13 protein-coding genes and 2 pseudogenes are annotated in these 15,788 nt (G+C 64.7%); 6 read left to right on the top strand and 9 right to left on the bottom strand.

Translation table 11 applies throughout. The features are described 5' to 3' along the window. Positions 1–201: 201 nt before the first annotated feature. The 5 genes and pseudogenes from AOK08_RS23750 to AOK08_RS23735 all read right to left on the bottom strand — a co-directional run bounded on the left by AOK08_RS23750 (position 202) and on the right by AOK08_RS23735 (position 5,417). On the bottom strand, positions 202–1,398 hold the full coding sequence (locus AOK08_RS23750) for an ice-binding family protein (RefSeq protein WP_055529593.1): 1,197 nt from the start codon (positions 1,396–1,398) through the stop codon (positions 202–204). Positions 1,399–2,260: 862 nt separating this feature from the next. After that, the gene (locus AOK08_RS23745; RefSeq protein ID WP_241827063.1) at positions 2,261–2,737 is read right to left on the bottom strand and encodes an HAD family hydrolase; all 477 of its coding nucleotides are present in this window, start codon (positions 2,735–2,737) and stop codon (positions 2,261–2,263) included. 620 nt (positions 2,738–3,357) lie between these two features. Continuing rightward, positions 3,358–3,474, bottom strand: a pseudogene (locus AOK08_RS47515) (GNAT family N-acetyltransferase); the annotation flags it as partial. A 50-nt stretch (positions 3,475–3,524) separates the two neighbouring features. Next, a complete protein-coding gene (locus tag AOK08_RS23740) occupies positions 3,525–4,025 on the bottom strand; it encodes an NUDIX domain-containing protein (RefSeq protein ID WP_055529591.1) in 501 nt (166 codons plus the stop codon). Positions 4,026–4,061: 36 nt separating this feature from the next. Beyond that, on the bottom strand, positions 4,062–5,417 hold the full coding sequence (locus AOK08_RS23735) for an NsdA family TPR-like regulatory protein (protein WP_055529589.1): 1,356 nt from the start codon (positions 5,415–5,417) through the stop codon (positions 4,062–4,064). A gap of 223 nt (positions 5,418–5,640) precedes the next feature. Between AOK08_RS23735 and AOK08_RS23730 the strand changes: the two genes are divergently transcribed. From AOK08_RS23730 to AOK08_RS23715, 4 genes are all read left to right on the top strand, one after another. Continuing rightward, positions 5,641–6,390 (top strand): hypothetical protein, encoded by a 750-nt coding sequence (locus AOK08_RS23730; protein ID WP_055529587.1) that lies wholly within the window; start codon positions 5,641–5,643, stop codon positions 6,388–6,390. A gap of 76 nt (positions 6,391–6,466) precedes the next feature. Then, on the top strand, positions 6,467–7,378 hold the full coding sequence (locus tag AOK08_RS23725) for a phosphotransferase family protein (RefSeq protein ID WP_055529585.1): 912 nt from the start codon (positions 6,467–6,469) through the stop codon (positions 7,376–7,378). After that, complete coding sequence (locus tag AOK08_RS23720; RefSeq protein ID WP_055529583.1) at positions 7,379–8,077, top strand: class I SAM-dependent methyltransferase; 699 nt, start codon at positions 7,379–7,381, stop codon at positions 8,075–8,077. A 30-nt stretch (positions 8,078–8,107) separates the two neighbouring features. Beyond that, positions 8,108–8,686: an HAD domain-containing protein gene (locus tag AOK08_RS23715; protein ID WP_055529581.1), complete on the top strand. Its 579-nt coding sequence runs from the start codon at positions 8,108–8,110 to the stop codon at positions 8,684–8,686. Between the two features lie 411 nt (positions 8,687–9,097). Here AOK08_RS23715 and AOK08_RS48915 read toward each other — a convergent pair. After that, positions 9,098–9,214: pseudogene (locus AOK08_RS48915) on the bottom strand (IS630 family transposase); the annotation flags it as partial. Between the two features lie 153 nt (positions 9,215–9,367). Then, a complete protein-coding gene (locus AOK08_RS45890; RefSeq protein ID WP_157876765.1) occupies positions 9,368–10,264 on the bottom strand; it encodes a DUF4231 domain-containing protein in 897 nt (298 codons plus the stop codon). A gap of 187 nt (positions 10,265–10,451) precedes the next feature. Here AOK08_RS45890 and AOK08_RS23705 point away from each other — a divergent pair, with 187 nt between their 5' ends. Continuing rightward, on the top strand, positions 10,452–10,760 hold the full coding sequence (locus AOK08_RS23705; protein ID WP_157876764.1) for a hypothetical protein: 309 nt from the start codon (positions 10,452–10,454) through the stop codon (positions 10,758–10,760). A gap of 63 nt (positions 10,761–10,823) precedes the next feature. On the opposite strand, the gene AOK08_RS23700 is transcribed toward AOK08_RS23705, so the two are convergent. After that, on the bottom strand, positions 10,824–11,549 hold the full coding sequence (locus tag AOK08_RS23700; RefSeq protein WP_055529577.1) for a PaeR7I family type II restriction endonuclease: 726 nt from the start codon (positions 11,547–11,549) through the stop codon (positions 10,824–10,826). Positions 11,550–11,562: 13 nt separating this feature from the next. Continuing rightward, positions 11,563–13,239, bottom strand: a complete 1,677-nt coding sequence (locus AOK08_RS23695) for an Eco57I restriction-modification methylase domain-containing protein (protein ID WP_079054232.1) — start codon at positions 13,237–13,239, stop codon at positions 11,563–11,565. Positions 13,240–13,522: 283 nt separating this feature from the next. On the opposite strand from AOK08_RS23695, the gene AOK08_RS43555 reads away from it, so the two are divergent. Next, on the top strand, positions 13,523–15,706 hold the full coding sequence (locus AOK08_RS43555; protein WP_079054231.1) for an AAA family ATPase: 2,184 nt from the start codon (positions 13,523–13,525) through the stop codon (positions 15,704–15,706). The last annotated feature ends 82 nt before the right edge of the window (positions 15,707–15,788 follow it).

Raw genomic sequence — 15,788 nt, 5'->3', positions numbered from 1 at the left:
TCCCCGCCCCGGTCGCCATCCCGATCCCGGCTCCTCCGGTCCGGTTCGTCGACGTCCGCCGTTTCGGTGCCGCCCGCGACGGCCCCACCCGGGCCTTCCATCCTGGCTTCTCTCACTGTTTCTCCTGAGATTGCGCCAACGGCGCGCGACGGAATCGACCACGATCCGTCGCGCGCCGTCGCCCTGCTCGCTCAAGGGGAGCTAGGCAGCTTTCCTTTGATGGCCTTCGTGACCGTTGTCGTAGCCCTCGGGCTTGTGGGGCTTGTCGGGCTTGCCTTTATGCCCGCCCTTACCGCCGTAACCACCGTGCTCATCAGGCTTCCCGCCGTGACCGTGGCCGCCGGGCTTGTGGCCGTGATCGGGATAGCCGTTTCCACCGGTCGAGCCACCGCCTGTCACACCACCGTTCGTACCGCCCGTGGTTCCGCTTGTGGTGGCGCCCGCGATGAGACCACCAAGCGCGCCGCCGGTGGTTCCACCCGACGTCAGGACACCGCCCAGAAGACCGCCGCCGGTTCCGCCACCCGTCGGCACGCCGCCGATGACGCCGACCGTGGTGCTGCCCGTCGTGCCCGCTGTGGCGCCGCCCGTCGTGGCACCGGCCACAACGCCACCCGTGATCAGGCCACCGGTGGTTCCGCCGGCGGCACACGTACCGCGGTTGATCGTGTTGTTGTCCAGCGTCACGGCGCCGGTACGGGCCAGCGCCCGGCCGGCGATGGTCGTTCCCGTCGTGACGGTGATCGACTCCTGGGCCATGATGGTGCCCACGAACGCGGAGTTGGTACCGAGGGTGGCCGAACTGCCGATCTGCCAGTACACGTTGCACGGCGAGGCGCCGTTGACGAGCGACACGTTGCTGCCGGATGCCGTCGTCAGAGTCGAACCGATCTGGAAGACCCATACGGCGTTGGGGTCGCCGTGTGCGTCGAGTGTGAGCGTGCCGGTGATACCCGCGGAGATGGGCGCCTTGTAGACGCCCGGATCCAGCGTCCTGCCCCCTAGCTCCACGGGGTCGGGAGCGGTGGGGTAGGTGACGTCCGGCGCCTGACCGGCGGCGTTGTTGTACCCCGTGACCAGGTCGCTCTTGGCCTGGAGCGCCACCGCGTCCGCGGAGTGCTGGGCCCCGATCACCGTGCCGGGCGGGAATCCGGTGATGGCCGTTCCCGGCGATACTCCGAGGTCACCGGTGATCGATGAGGGCCCGGTGTTGGTGACTTGTGAACCGGCCAGTACGGCGAAGCTGGTCGCCGTACCGAGAGGTACGGGTGTGGCAATGGCACTTGCACGTGTCGGCGTCATCGCGAGCACGACGGCGGCGATCACCACGGCCGTCAGCGCCGCGAACCAGACCGACATGGTGCGCCGTAGCGGCGCTTCAGGGATATTCAGCGTCATCGAGGGGCCAACTCCTTTGAGCGTGTGGTTTTGGCGGTTCCCGGTCGCACAGAATCGCCTGTACCTGGGGCTGGCATATTACTGAGAAGTGTGCCGAGTGATAATTCCCGCGAAGGGTGACGCGCGATGCGTAGAAATACTTATTGGGCCGGGTGGTTGTAAAACCATAATTCGTGCCCGATGCAATCACACGGCCCGGCGGGCGGAACGGAATATCACCGCCGGAAGATCACGTACGCCCCGCGAAGAAGGCAGTCACCATGGGCATCGGTCGAGGCGAGGCCACTTCACGATCTTGGGATCCTCGCCGAGGATCAGGCCACGGCCTGCACTTATCTGATGCGCGAGGCCTCATGGCGGTAGGCAGTCACTTGCTGGGCACTCGGCACAACCAGGTCGACACATCACGGTGTCCAGCGCCTGGCGGAGCGAGGAAGTCTGCGCAGTCGACGCACCGGCTGAGGAATGTCCGAGCCGCGACATCCGCAATATTATTTACTGCGGGCCGGTTCACTCTCCCGTGCAACCGCCCGGAATGACGACCCGGCGTGTTTGCGCGGCGATTGCAGTATCGAGCCCGCGCCCCGGAGTTCCTGGCCCTCTGCACCCAGTCGACAAGTTCAATGGCGGGCCAGTTACCCCAGTCGGAGCCTTCCCGTGCCAGGACTTCGGCGTAGTCGCAGGATGTCCGGTTCGTGATCGTGCGACGCCGCCGGAGCCCTGCCGCGTGCGGGCTTCAGGTCGAGGACGCCTTCACCGAGGGGTAGATCGGGCAAGGCCCGAGGGCCAGATCCTCAGGGCTTCGAGGTCGGGCAGGCGCGGCTGCGCGAACTGGACCGCGTTCCCACCAGACCGCAATTGTTCAGGCACCGATCACGGCGAGCGCCCGGTCAGTGTCCGACAGCCCGTCCAGCACAGCGTGGGCGCCGGCGGCGCGCAGGTCGCTCGCAGATGTGCGGCCCGTGGCAACCGCCACCACCCGGAGACCGGCCTCCAGCCCTCCGGCGACGTCGGCGGGAGTGTCTCCGAGGAACACCGCACCCTGCGGACCCACTCCGGCCCGCTTGAGAGCAGCAGGCAGCAGCTCAGGCCGACCCTCGCCGTCCTCGGCGTACGCACCATCATCGAGGCGCACATAGCCGTCCAGCCCGAACGCGGCGAGTTTCGTCTCCGCGGCCTGCCGTACGTTGCCGGTCACGACGGACTGGCGCACGCCTCGTTCCTCCAGGGCTGCGAGGAGTTGCCCGGCGCCGGGCAGAGCGTGCCCCCGCTCGCGCAGCTCGGCCGCGTGGCGGAGGCTGTCGCCGGCCTGGCCGGTATCTCGCCCGACCAACTCCACGACGCTCCCGAAAGACTCGGCATCGGGCGGCGGCGGAACCGTCGTCCTGCACGAGCCGCTGTGCGAGAAGCCGCCCACCCGGACCTACCCGTCCTCACGTCCGCTCCGTGATCGCCAGCATTCCGGTCGAGCACCGGGCGAGCAGCGGGCCAGCCAGCGATCACTCACCCCCGAAAACAACGGAAGCCCCAGTCCAGACGCACTCTGAACTGGGGCTTACCCGTAGACCCTGTGGGACTCGAACCCACAACCAATGGATTAAAAGTCCTGGCGTGATCTTGCTGGGTGGGTCCGGACGCTGCTTCGGTGTCCGGACCCACCTGGTCAGGACAGATGTGGCTCGTTGCACGGTCTTCTCCGTGATGACCTGTGCGGCTCCGTCCGCTCACGCATCGCTCACGCAGAGGAGCACTGCTGAGCAGCCAATTCAGCGTCGTCGCCCAGCCTTCGCCGACTCAACGGACAGGCTGAGGAGCCTGGGTGATCAGCACGACGAGCAGGGTGATCCGGGCGAACAGGATGGCGCCCACCAGGTAGGGGCCGTACTCCTTCATGACGTTCAGGTTGACGGTTCGAGCGGATTCCCGCTGTGACCAGGATCGGTCGCATGTAAGTGCCAGTCAGCGGTTGGCGCGAATCATTACGGTGAGGACCGGCGAGGCTGGTGACGGCTGGCTCTGTCCGATGTCCTCATACCCCCACGACTCATAGAGCACGTGAACCTTTCCGTCCGCGGCCGGCAGGACGGATTCCATTCTGTCCGGCCATGGTGACGCCACGCTCGTCCCTATGCCCATCCGTCCAGCGACACCTGAGGCCCACCGGTGAGATACCGGTGGAGCGCGCTCGCAGTGGTGTCCACGAACTCCTCGGGGATGGCATCGGCATCAACCCAGCAGACCTGGGCGTGCTTGCGTGGCTCACGGTTCTCTGCTTCGCCGCTCCACTCGTGGGCGGCGAAGACGACGGTGAGGAAGCCGTTGGGGGCCTCGACGCCCCAGGCGCCGTGGATGATGTGGGCGACCTTCAGGGACTCCGGTTTCACGGTCAGGCCGGTCTCCTCGTACAGCTCCCGTACCGCGGTCTCGGTAACAGGCTCGCCGGGTTCGCTCTTGCCGACGGGGAGGTCCCACATGCCCTGGGCGAACTTGGCGTTCTGGCTCCGCTGGAGGAGCACAACCCGGTTGGTGGCCTGGTCGTGGACGATGACGGCGGCGACCAGCAAGGTCATGGATTCGAGGGCGGGCGGCAGGGCTTTGGGCTGGTCGTCGGTTGTCCGCTGAGCCACGGCTGGTGTCCCTTCGTCGGCCGGTTGGTGGGCAGCTTAGGCCAGTGCTTCGCGTGCGCGGCGGGCGAGTTCGGCGGCTCCGGGCACTTTGCGGCGGTGGTAGATGGAGAGGGTGGATCGGAGCGAGGTGATGGCCTTGCGGGTGCGGTCGGAGGTCATGCCCTCCATCAAGGTCAGGGCCTGGGACCAGGCAGCGACCGCTTCGTCGGCGCGGGCCTGGGCGGCGAGGCTGTCGCCCAGGTCGGCGTAGGTGAGGGCGTGGACGCGCTTGTACTTCCCGGGGTCCCAGCGGATCAGGGCGTCTCGGTGTTGTTGCTCGGTGCCGATGTGGTCGCCAAGGTCGGTGAGCGTGCGGGCGGTGTGGCTGGCGACGGTACCGGCGGCAGGGCCGCTGACGCGGGAGTAGCTGGGCTGAGGAACGTCGCCCCGCAGGAGGGCGTCTTCGGCTGCGAGCAGGGCGCGGGCCGCTGCGGGCCGCTCACCGACAGCGGCGTAGGCGCGGGCATGGGTGATGTGCAGGAGGGCCTCGGTCTGGCCGTCGACGTGCCCGAGGCCACGAGTGAGCGCGCCTTCGACGAGGTCGACGCAGTGGTGGGGCTGTTTGAGGCTGAGTGCCTGGTGGGCGAGGGCACGCATCATCCAGGCGGCGTGGCCGTGCGGGTCGGCTTCACAGGCGAGCTGGTAGCCGACCTGGTAGTAGCGCTGGGCGGCACCTTCCTGGCCGAGGTCGTGGTGCTTCCAGCCTGCCAGGTAGGCGAGTTCGGCCACCGCGCCGAAGGCTGCTCGTCGTAGGGCTTCGCTCGGGAAGCGGCCCCGGAGCATAGGGGCGGCGGTGTCGGCGAGGTACGCGGTGACCGTGGTCAGTCCGTGGCCGCCGCCGAGGCGTTCGTCGGCCGCGCTGAAGGCCTCGGTGATCTGCCGTACGACATCCACGTCCTCCGCTCCGACCACGAACGTGCCGGTACGGGCGCGGAGCATGCGGGCGGTGGCCTCGTGGTCGTGGGCGAGCGGCATGGCGACACCGGCGGTGGTGAAGGCGGCCACCGCGAGGAAGCGGCGGCGCTCAACATCGGCCCGGCCGAGGTCAGTTGCAGCTACGACGGGATCCCCTTCGGCTGACTTCTCGCCATCAGGTGCGCGTAGGCCGATCTCGGTCTGGGTGATGATGCGGCCCGTTCGGCGGGACAGGGCTTCGGCGAGGTACTGCCCGGTCCGGCCGGTGGGCTGGCGGGTGCCGTTGGCCCAGTGGGAGACGGCCGACTTGTTGGTCTGGAGGATCTCGCCGTTCTCAGCCGCGATGCGCCGGACGTCTCGCGCCAGGGCCTCGTAGGTGCAGCCGGTCGCGGCAATGGTGTCGCGCAGGCGGGAGTTGGGGCCTCTCGGCGCTGCCACGCTCGCCTCCCGTCCGGGGCCGTAAACCGCGTATACCGCTTCAACTGCCTCTCACCGTACCCACTGTGCGTGACGAAGTGTTCACTAATCATCAGCCGCCCGCCCCCGGTCCGACACCGCGACCAGGCTCCCCCTTCAGCCGGGCGGCCCCGAAGTTCCGTACGCCTAAACCGGGTTCGGGCATTCCTGTGCCCGGACCCGGCCGATCAGAGACGGAGACAAGGTGACCACCATCGGCACCGCGGCCATCACGGTCGTACTGCCCGAGGCGTTCGACGAGCGCTGGAGCCGCTTGCCCGGCATCCAGGTCGACGGCCGGCGCATCATCATCGACCCGGCCGAGTACTTCTTCCGCTTCGAGTCCAGCACGTGGCTCGTCGCCGACTGGGAGCTGGTCAAGTCCCAGCTCCTGGACGTGGAGGAGACGACCGAGAGCGCGGTCGAGCAGCTCGCGCTGGAGTTCATCAAGGTCCACGCCGAGTCCACCTCGGACGCCGCCCAAGTACTCACCACCGCCTACGAGGTGTACGCGTACCTCTTCCGCGATGAGCACCTCCCCGCCCTCGGCCTGCCGCAGTTCACCGCCGACCACCTGCGGATGCTGCGCGAGGCGGCCACGCTGATGGCGCTCAACAAGGTCGAGCTGGACGGACACATCTCCAACGTCGGCCCGTGCTGGTTCTTCCCCGCCGCCACCTCCGTCGTCTTCGACCTGGACGACGAGACCGGCGGCATGCTCGACGAGGTCTACCACGGCGGCTGGTTCAACGAGCACCGCCGCATCGAGTCCATCAAGGCCCACGCCGCCCTCGGCGGACGGCTCGTGCACGGCTGCCAGTCCGTGCCGGACCAGAGCGGTGGCGTCGTGGCGCCCTACGGTGCCTCGATGAACGCCTTCCGCGACGACCTCGCCGCCTTCAAGTCCGGGTGGATCGAGCAGGTCTACGCCCACCGCGTGAGCCCTGCCGCGTAGCGCCACCGCCCTGGCTCCGGGGCGGGCCGGCACCTCTCGCCCGCCCCGGACGCCACCAACCCCCTGGAGCTCCCACATGACCGCGAACCCCAGTACCGAACTCCTCGACAACCTGCTCACCCTGGCCGGCCTCACCGCCGCCGTTCGCGAGGAGGTGCGCGTGTGGTCCATGTCCGGCGTCGAGCGTCTGGCCTTCCCCGACGGCACCACCGCCATCTTCAAGTACGCCAAGAGGCCGTTCGACAGCGAGGACCAGGCCCTCCGGCTGGCCCAAACCCTCGGGGTCCCGGTGCCCGTCGTTCGTGCCTCCGCGGGGCTGGACGGCTGGCTCGGCATGCTGCTGGAAGACCTCGGCGCTCCGATTCGCGAGGCTGACGACCTCGACGGCGCAGCTGCGGCCGTCGTCCTGCACGGCACCCGCACCGCCTCCGCCCTGCCCGTCCTGGATCAGGAACGGCTGCGCACCCTGCCGAGACGAGCCCTGGAACACCTCGGCCGACTCCGCAAGGCCGACCGGTGGCAGGACACGTACGACGTCGAAGACGCCCTCGACCGGATCACCCGGGCTTCCGAGACGCGCTCCGCCGGTACGACGGTGGCCCCGTTCGGCTGGGTGCACTCCGAGTTCCACCCCACCAGCCTCCACATCGGCCGACACGGCTGGCGGCTACTGGACTTCGCCCGCGCCTTCACCGGCCCCGGCCTGCTCGACCTCGCCAGCTGGCACGGCACCCTCGACACCCCCGACCCCGTCCGTCTGCGGGTCTTCCTGAACACGTACGTCACCGAAGGCGGCACCCCCGACGCCCTCACCGAACGCGGCGGGCTGTCCGCCGAGAAGTGGGCATTGGGCTGGCACCGCATGTGGGCCGTCGAGTGGTTCATGGAACAGTCCATCCGCTGGATCAACGACCCGGCCACCGACCCCGCATACATCAGGGCCGTACGCCGCCACCTCACCGACGTCCTCCACCTCCTGGAGGTATAGGTGCTCGCCGCTCAGGCTTCCCCCTGGTACGTCCACGCGTTGCAACGCACCACGGCTGCTCCCGCCGAACCACTGGCCGTACCCGCCCGGATGGAATGGACCACCCGGCCCGGCAGCGGGCCCGGCGCCGAAATCCTCGGCCCGGACCTGCGCCACAAGCGACTGCTCGAACTCGGCTGCGGCGTCGGCCACAACGCCGCCCACCTCGCCACCCGCTACGGCGCCCACGTCACCGGCATCGACCTAGTCGGCCTCCAGGTCCGCCGGGCCCGCTCGCACTACGGCCGGCTGAACAACCTCACCTTCGCCGCCGGTCACGCCCTGCACTACCTACAAGCCTCCGAGGAACAGTTCGACGCCGTCTACTCGGTCTTCGGCGCCATCGGGCTCGTAGCCCCCGAGCTTCTCCTCCCGGCGATCACCCGGCACCTGAACACCGGGTGCACTCTCGCCTTCTCGGTTCCCCACCCCCGGCGTGGCGGCCTGCACCCCGCCACCGACGACCGGCCCCGCCGCGACTACGTCGCCCTCCCCGACCGCAGCCGACTACCCATCGCCCGCTGGGACTTCGACACCGACCGCTGGGAGAAACACCTCAACCGCGCCGGCCTCTGGCTCACCTCGGCTCAGGAGTTCCAGGACGCCCGTCCCGGTGGCCGCTGGCCCACCACCCTGCTGATCACCGCGCGCAGACTCTGACTCCGCCCCCGGCTTCCCTGGGAGAACCCGATGCGCCCGCCCTACCTGCTCCTTGACGTCGACGGCGTCCTCATACCTTTCCCGGACGCTGACGGTGCCGGTCCGGCAAGCCACACCCGGCACGATGTCGTGCCCATCGACCGCAGGAGCGACAACCCGGTCACCGTGTGGCTCAACCCTGCGCATGGCCCCTTGCTCACGCAGGTGATCCGGACCGGCCTGGTCATCCCCGTCTGGTGCACCAGCTGGCGCCAAGACGCCAGCACTCTGATCGGCCCGCTCCTCGGCCTCCCGCGCCTGCCGTACATCGACCTCCCACGCCCGCAGATCACCACCAGCCACCCCAACGGATACCTGTGGAAACGCGACCACGTCGACGCCTGGCTCGGCAACGCGCCCGTCATCTGGATCGACGACGACTTCACGGACCTCGACCACGAATGGGCCGCAGAGCGCACCGCCCGCGGCCGGACGACCGCGCTTGTCCAGCCTGATCCCCACGTCGGTCTGCTGGCCGAGCACTTGGTCGAGGTCCTGGCGTGGTCCGTGCTGTTACCCGTTGCACAAACCGATGTCCCAGCCATTCCGCATGAGGCCGAGGCCGGATAGCTGGGACAAGCCGCAGGACGCGCCTCGACCATCCCCGTTCCCTGCCGGCGCTGACGGCGAAGGACAACCCCGACAGCCTCCAGCGCCTCGTCGACATGCGACCCAGCTCTGATCGAGCTGGCCGCTGCCTACGGCCGCCGCCCGAAAACGAAGCAGCGCCCGACCCGACCGAAGTCGACCCAGGCGCTGCACTGCAGGTCAGAGGCATAACCCCCGCCCACTACCCGTAGACCCTGTGGGACTCGAACCCACAACCAATGGATTAAAAGTCCTGGCCAAAGCTTGCTGGGTGGTTCCGGACGGTTCTTCGGCGTCCGGAACCACCTGGTCAGGGCAGGTTCGACTGGATACGTTCACTACTCCGTGACATGTCCTGCCACACCGTCCGCTCACGCATCGCTCACGCATTTTTGTGTACCCGATGTGGAACATCCGCCCGATCGACAGTTGCACCCGCGCCAGCGTCCAGCCCTGGGTCTCATAGTCCCAGCCGTGTGCGAGCGACCTGCAGCGCAACTCCCGCTCCAACGACTTAGCGTGGTAATCACCGGCCTGGGCATGGTCGGGCTGCGCTTCAACCCGGCCGCCAGCTGTCACACGTTTACCCGTCGGCGCGCCACCAACTCCGTCGAAGACCCGCGGGCGTAGCCCGTCTCGAACGGTGACCGATAGTGCAACTCCTCAGCTAACAGGCTGGCTGTGCTCCTGCGCCTGGTCGGCAGGCTGATCCAGCTGCTGCTGACGGCGGCGTTGTTCGTTGCGAAGAGATTCCACCCGCTGTGTGAACAAAGCCATGGCCTGATCCGCTGGTTGCTCGGTGTACGGGCCGACACCGAGCATAAAGCCATTGACTTCCTCCTCGATGGCATCCGCCGTCTGCTGGAGGAAGTAGCTGCGCTCTCTGTACTTGTAGTAGCCCGTGAAGGCCGTGGCGATGGTGACGCAGAACCCGAGGCCGATCATCAAGATGGTCTGCCAGGTCCAGTCTTTCGCTTCCATGGCGGCCAGAGTGGTTACAGCGGTGGAACCCACCATGATCAGTGCTTGCAGAGAGTTGTGAACTCTGCGGTAGCGGCGGCTCTCTGACCGATACTGTTCTATGACGTCCGGCATCTCCTCGCGATACAAGTTCCGGCGCTCTAGCAGGGATGGGGTGACAGTGACAAGCCGTATCTCCTCCTGCAGATCCTCTAGCTCGTCCTTCACCTTGGCCATGGAGTCGGTGTACCGCTCAGGGGAAGGCACCGGGTAGAACATCGACTGGACGTTGTCGGTCGCCTCCTTCATGACGGTGTGTTGGATAGTCATGGTGATCAGAACGAGCACTGCGGCCCCAAGCGACGGCGCACACACCCAACTCCCCCGCACCAGGACAGCCCTGTCTCCCCAATGCAGCGCTGTCCACACCACCCAAATCGCCAAGGCCGATGCGCCCAGGACGGTCGCTGCCAGCCGTAACCGGGCCCGCTTTCGCTTCCAGGTCAGGACTTGCTCTTTCTGTCGAACAGACTTGCGAAGACGCGAGAGTTGTTGCCTGCCAGCCAGGACCCCAGTGCTGCTGCCAGAGTTGCTGGTCAAGACTGCCCCCTATTCGTCTGTCGGATGCTCGTGCCCTCCCCGTTCTTCCTATCTCAGGATTGCGCCGACGGTCTCTATTTCTCACCGACTCGAACTTGCGCCCCGGATACGTGTGTGGATTCTGACAGCGCAGGGCGGGGCCTCACGGGCGTCTTGGCGGCCAGGCAGCCCGGCCGCCGTCATCCGCGTGGGGGAATTCGCGGTTCGGCCGGTGGATGCGAGATTTCTCCACGGCCAGCGAACGCTGGTGATAGGCCGGTTTGCCTGCCTGGGGACGCTGTTTATGGGCCGGGCTGAACCCTGCGAGGTGCCCGTAGCCTTCAGCGAGTTCATCCAGGTGTACTGCACCACCGGCCAGCTGATCTCCGCCATGAAGCGCAGACTGAAGAAGATCCAGTCCCACCCTCACCTGATCGACGGCGGCCTCGCGGCGACCGGCCTGATCGCCGAACCCCCATACTCGACCAGCCGATGTCTACAAGTTCAACCTGAGTAGCGTAAGGATCCGCCGCACTAGTCACAGGACATCCGGCGGATGTTCGAACCGCTCGCGGTGAGGCTAGCCGGGGATGCCGAGGTCCCTAAGATAGGTGAGACGGGCATTGATCGCTGCCGAGAAGTGTCTCCAGTCAAGGCGTTCCACCAGCTCGATCGGCTTCGGGTTCTCGGCGGACGACGTGACGTAACAGGCTGCGTCGTAGAGCTGTTCAGCCATGAGTCGCTCGCAGAAGATGCCAAACCGGTCCTGGTACGAGGTACCGTGCCAGACCTCGTCGGTAGGCAAAGCTCCCTTGGCGGTCTTGACCGGCCTCCGGGAACCTTCACCGTCCTGCATTATGAAGAAGTAGCCGAGCCAGGGCTTCTCCCTCGGGTACAGCTCTGCGAGGGCCGCTCGGCGGAGGTCCACCGCACTGCCGAGTGCTTCCTCAACCCGGTTGTTGTAGTTGTTGCCGTACGACGGGCCTCCGAGCGCCTTCAATTCAAAGGCCGCGACGAGCACTTCATTGTGGACGACCACGAGGTCCCACTGCTTCTGTGGCCGGTAATAACCAGGCAGTTCCAAGCCCTGGGATTTGCTGACACGGATACTCTCAGACGGGTAGCCCGCTTCGAGGAAGAACTTCGCCAAGAGGATCGCGATCACGTCGAAGTGCTTGCCACCCCGAACGGCCCCTGCTGTGCCGGCGCCGACTGCGGCCTTGATGGCTGACTGCTCGTTCTGCAGTTGTTTTGCGCCCCAGTACGCCGCGATGGCGTCCTCGAAGTCCTGGCGGGATACCGTCAAGATCTGTTCCTCCCTAGTCAGGCAGCTCGGCGAGCCCGTAGACACGCAGGGCGGCCTCCGTTGCTGCCTCGACATCGCGGTTGTCGAAGGCTTCTGCAAGGGCAGTCCTGTCGCTCTCGCTGATCGCTTCTGGGTCGGGCACGCGGATCTTACGGAGGTACTGCGCCTGGAAGCGGAGTGTTCCCCCGCGCATCTTGACCGCGTACGCCTCCACGAACGCTTCCGCGATCTTGGACAGCAGCAGACCACCGAGTACGCGCATGTCCCAGACGTCCGAGACGATGAAGTACAGGTTGTGGTGAGGGTACAAGCCGCCTTCATCCAGGACCGGGTGGATCGTCAGCTTCATGTCCGGAAACAGCAGCTTGGGCCGCCGGGTCAGGCGGGGGTCCACCTTGTCGATTGTCTTGTACCAACGCTGGGGCTGCTTGACCGCGACATAGCGCCTACGCAAGGCAGTTCCGTGCTTCTCGAAGTACGAGGCCAGCCGAGGGTAGGCAGTGAGCTCTACCAAGTCACCCTGGGTGGTCCACGGGTTGACCAGGTAGGTGCCGTGCCAGTTCAGGGTGCCACTGGTGGTGTCGCGGACCATGGCCATGGGCAGAAGCCGTTCACGTTCGACGAGGTTGTCGTCCTCGGTGAGGAATACCTTGTCGGCGCCGGTAGCGATGCCGATGCCGACACGTGTTCCGGTCCTGCTGTCCTCCAGGAGCCGGAAGCGCTCAGTCAGCTCCTCCAGGAGCGCCAGCCTGGCCGGTGACGCGGCTGGCCAGGAGTCCTCGTCCGGGAACCAGTGTGGCATGCGCGCAGCTTGGAATGCCTCCGTGGTAATCGACTCCGACGTGCCTCTCATGTACCAGTCGGCGAAGTCATTGGCCTGAGAGCTTCCGAACGCCCGGGTCGTGTCAGCCGCGACCGCTTCGCCCTGGGGACGGCCAGAGATGATCGTGATCGCTGGATAGGCCGAAACCTGATCATCAAAGGCGTCCACGTCGTGCATGACGAGGGCCAGGTCCACGCTGAAGCGGCGCGTCACCAGCTGCCTGAGCCGACGGCCGTACTGGTTGCGCATCCAGCGGTCCGCGCAGATGAAACCAAGTCGGCCTCCGGGGTTGAGGCTTCGGAGCGCGACCTCGTAAAACCCAACGTAGATGTCTGCTCTGCCGCCCATCGTGGGGCAGGCATTGCGGTAGGCAGCCATCCGATGATCGGGTACGTCTTCGAGACGGATGTAGGGGGGGTTCCCGACCACATAATCGGCTCGGTGATCGGCATCAGGCTGAAGCAGGTAGTCACCCTGTTCGACCCAGCATGCGGCTACTTTCCGCGCTTCCTCAGTCCGCCAGCCTTCGTCAATCAACTGCTTCTCGACGACTGCACGACTCTCCTGCACGTTGCGCTCCAGCAGATCCAGAGCACGCACCGCCGTAATGGCGTCTGTGATGGGGCGATCATGCGTACGGCAGGAGGTGCTAATACGCGAAGCCACGGCCGTAAGGAACGCACCGGAGCCACAGGCCGGCTCGACGAGCCTCACGTCACAGAGGTCCTTGTCAGCCGTGTAGCCAAGGAGGTCGAGGATCAGATCGACCACCCAGCGTCGCGTGAAGACCTCGCCGTGCTCCACGGCCTCTGTGGGGAGGGCGGGAAGGCCGTGGAGGTCGGTGTCGGAGAACAGAGGAGTGGCCACGCCTTGACCCTACTAGGGGGCGATTCTGGCCAGGGTTCCGTCCACGAACGAGTGGCTTTGGGCCCGTACCAACAGTCTCGCTGGGCCAGTCGCGATATTCATCATCGGTGTGAGGCCCGAGGTAGGTGAGTCGGCTGTCTCGGCGACCGCCGGTGCACCTGGGCCATGATCACCACAGCCCTACACCACCCGGGAGCAGCACGCGTGTTCCGGAAGCACATCCGGCTCGCGCGACTGGCATCTACGATGATCTCTCTGCGGCTCAAGCGTCCCTTGGAGCACCATGCGCCTCGAAAACATCAAGATCGAGAATTTCCGCGGACTCACGCATGTGGATGTCCCTTTCTCTCGGTTCGGCTGCCTCATTGGCGAGAACAATGCAGGAAAGTCATCCGTGTTCCAAGCGCTTAACATGTTCCTAAGGTCAGGAATCGCTGCCGATACAGACTTTCTTGACAGAAAGCGAGCAATCAGAATCCAGCTCACTTTTGGCGGCATTGTTGACGCCGATTTGATGCGACTCGAAGCGGGACATCGGAGTCGAATCGAGCGGGATATTCGAGACGGAAAAATCACACTGTCGAGGGTCTACGAGGGCTCCGGAAAAGGAACATTCCGCGTCGTCACGAGGGTCCCCAAGGACCATCGGTACACGAAGCTCGTAATCGATGACACCCTGAAACCTGGCCTATCCCCTGAAGTTATCGCCGCGAACGTCGCTGAGGTGTACCCGGAAGTCGCCGAAAAACTTCAGGGGAAGATTAGTCGTGCAGCGGTGAGGCGAGAGATCTCTGTAATCACTGAAGCATTCAGTGATGCCGATTACACCGCTGGAGACGAGACGCTTCCAACTGGCCTGGACAAATCCATTTCCCCCCTCCTCCCAGAGCCAATCTATATTCCAGCCGTGAAGGAGCTAAATGAAGAAGTAAAGACAACGTCGACTGCCACTTTTGGACGACTTCTTGCACTTCTATTCGGGCAAATCGAGCATCAACTTCCCGAACTGGAGTCATCCTTCGAAGCACTTCGAGGTCAGCTCAACGTAGTCACAGATGAGAATGGCAAGGAGTCAGACAAGCGCCTGGCCGAAGTTCGGAAAATTGAGTCACTAATTCAAAACAATCTCCAGGAATCGTTCCCCCGGGCGAACGTTCGGCTGGAAATCCCTCCGCCTCGTTTGCGTAGCCTGTTGGAAGAGGCTCAGATCTCCATCGATGATGGAATCAGCGGTCACTTTAAGACCAAGGGAGATGGTCTTCGAAGGTCAGTCGCTTTCGCCATCCTTCGCGCATATGTGGACATGAAAACTTCTCATCCCGTCACGACAGACCGCACACAGCAGCCTTGCCTACTCCTCTTCGAGGAACCTGAGGTCTTCTTGCATCCTCGGGCCCAGCGGAAACTCTTCGAAGCCCTCACTTTTTTCTCTGAATTCAATGATGTGCTAGTCAGCACTCACTCCTCATCGTTCTATGCGCCTGGAGCAACTGGTACCTTCGTAAAGGTGATCAAGGATCACGCTTTGGACCCGCCAGCGAGTCGAACCTGTGTAATCGATCTATCGAACATGGAGGCTCGCGACCAATTCGAAATCATCAAGCATGAAAATAACGAGGCGGCATTTTTCGCCAACTCTGTACTACTCGTAGAAGGCCCCAGCGACCACGTCCTTGTCCCTCATATCGCTCGGACCCTCAACGCGGAGTGGGATTTCGAGAAGCATGCAGCAGCAATCGCCAAGGTAGAGGGAAAGGGCAGCATTGCACGCTATCGAAATTTCTTCTCAAGATTCGAAATGCGAGTCGCCGTACTAGCCGACCTGGACGCTCTGATCAGTGGCTTCGACAAGCTAGGTGCCAGCAAAGATTGCCACAGGATGCGAGACCTCCTAATTACCAAGGTGAAGGAGATGGCTGAGGCCGAAGATCTGGGCTCTGAAGTTTCCGGGAAGACCTTGAAGAGCATGCGCTCCAGTGGTGCAGTGCAGGAAATCTGGAAGCAAGCACGAAACAAGCGGGAGCTGTACGCGCAAGGGCTCTGCGAATGGGAAGAGCTCGACAAGGCCGTCAGTGAATTTTTTGCACGCTCCATTTCAGGCACTATGCGAAGAATCCTAGAGGAGGCCACAGAACCTGAACTCAGAAAACTGAAACTAGAACTACTGCAGGCGCTGCGCGAGGAGGATATCTACGTTTGGGAGCGCGGCGCGATTGAGGATTATTACCCCGCGCTGGGACAAAACGAGTCGGCAAATAAGAACGACCGTGCTCGTACATTCTGCGAACGCCATGTGACTGCGGAAGATATTAGAGGTTTGCCCGTGTTCAAGGATTCAGATCAATGCGAATTCGATCTGATTTTCGAATCATTCTTCGGAGCGTCCTCCTCGGAACTTGCTGGTCAGATCCCAAATCAATTGGGTTCGGATTCGGTCACCCCGTCCCCTGTCGGGGATGGAGGGTGAGCCCTATCAGTGATCGTGCGATGCCCCCACGAGCCCTGTGAATCTTGTCCAGGATCATCGAGCCGATCCCCTCGTCCGCCTT

This window comes from Streptomyces graminilatus (genome assembly GCF_001418565.1).
Classification (GTDB): Bacteria; Actinomycetota; Actinomycetes; order Streptomycetales; family Streptomycetaceae; genus Streptomyces; species Streptomyces graminilatus.
The sequence above is the reverse complement of the archived record's forward strand: the minus strand, read 5'-3'. Positions and strand labels throughout refer to the sequence as shown.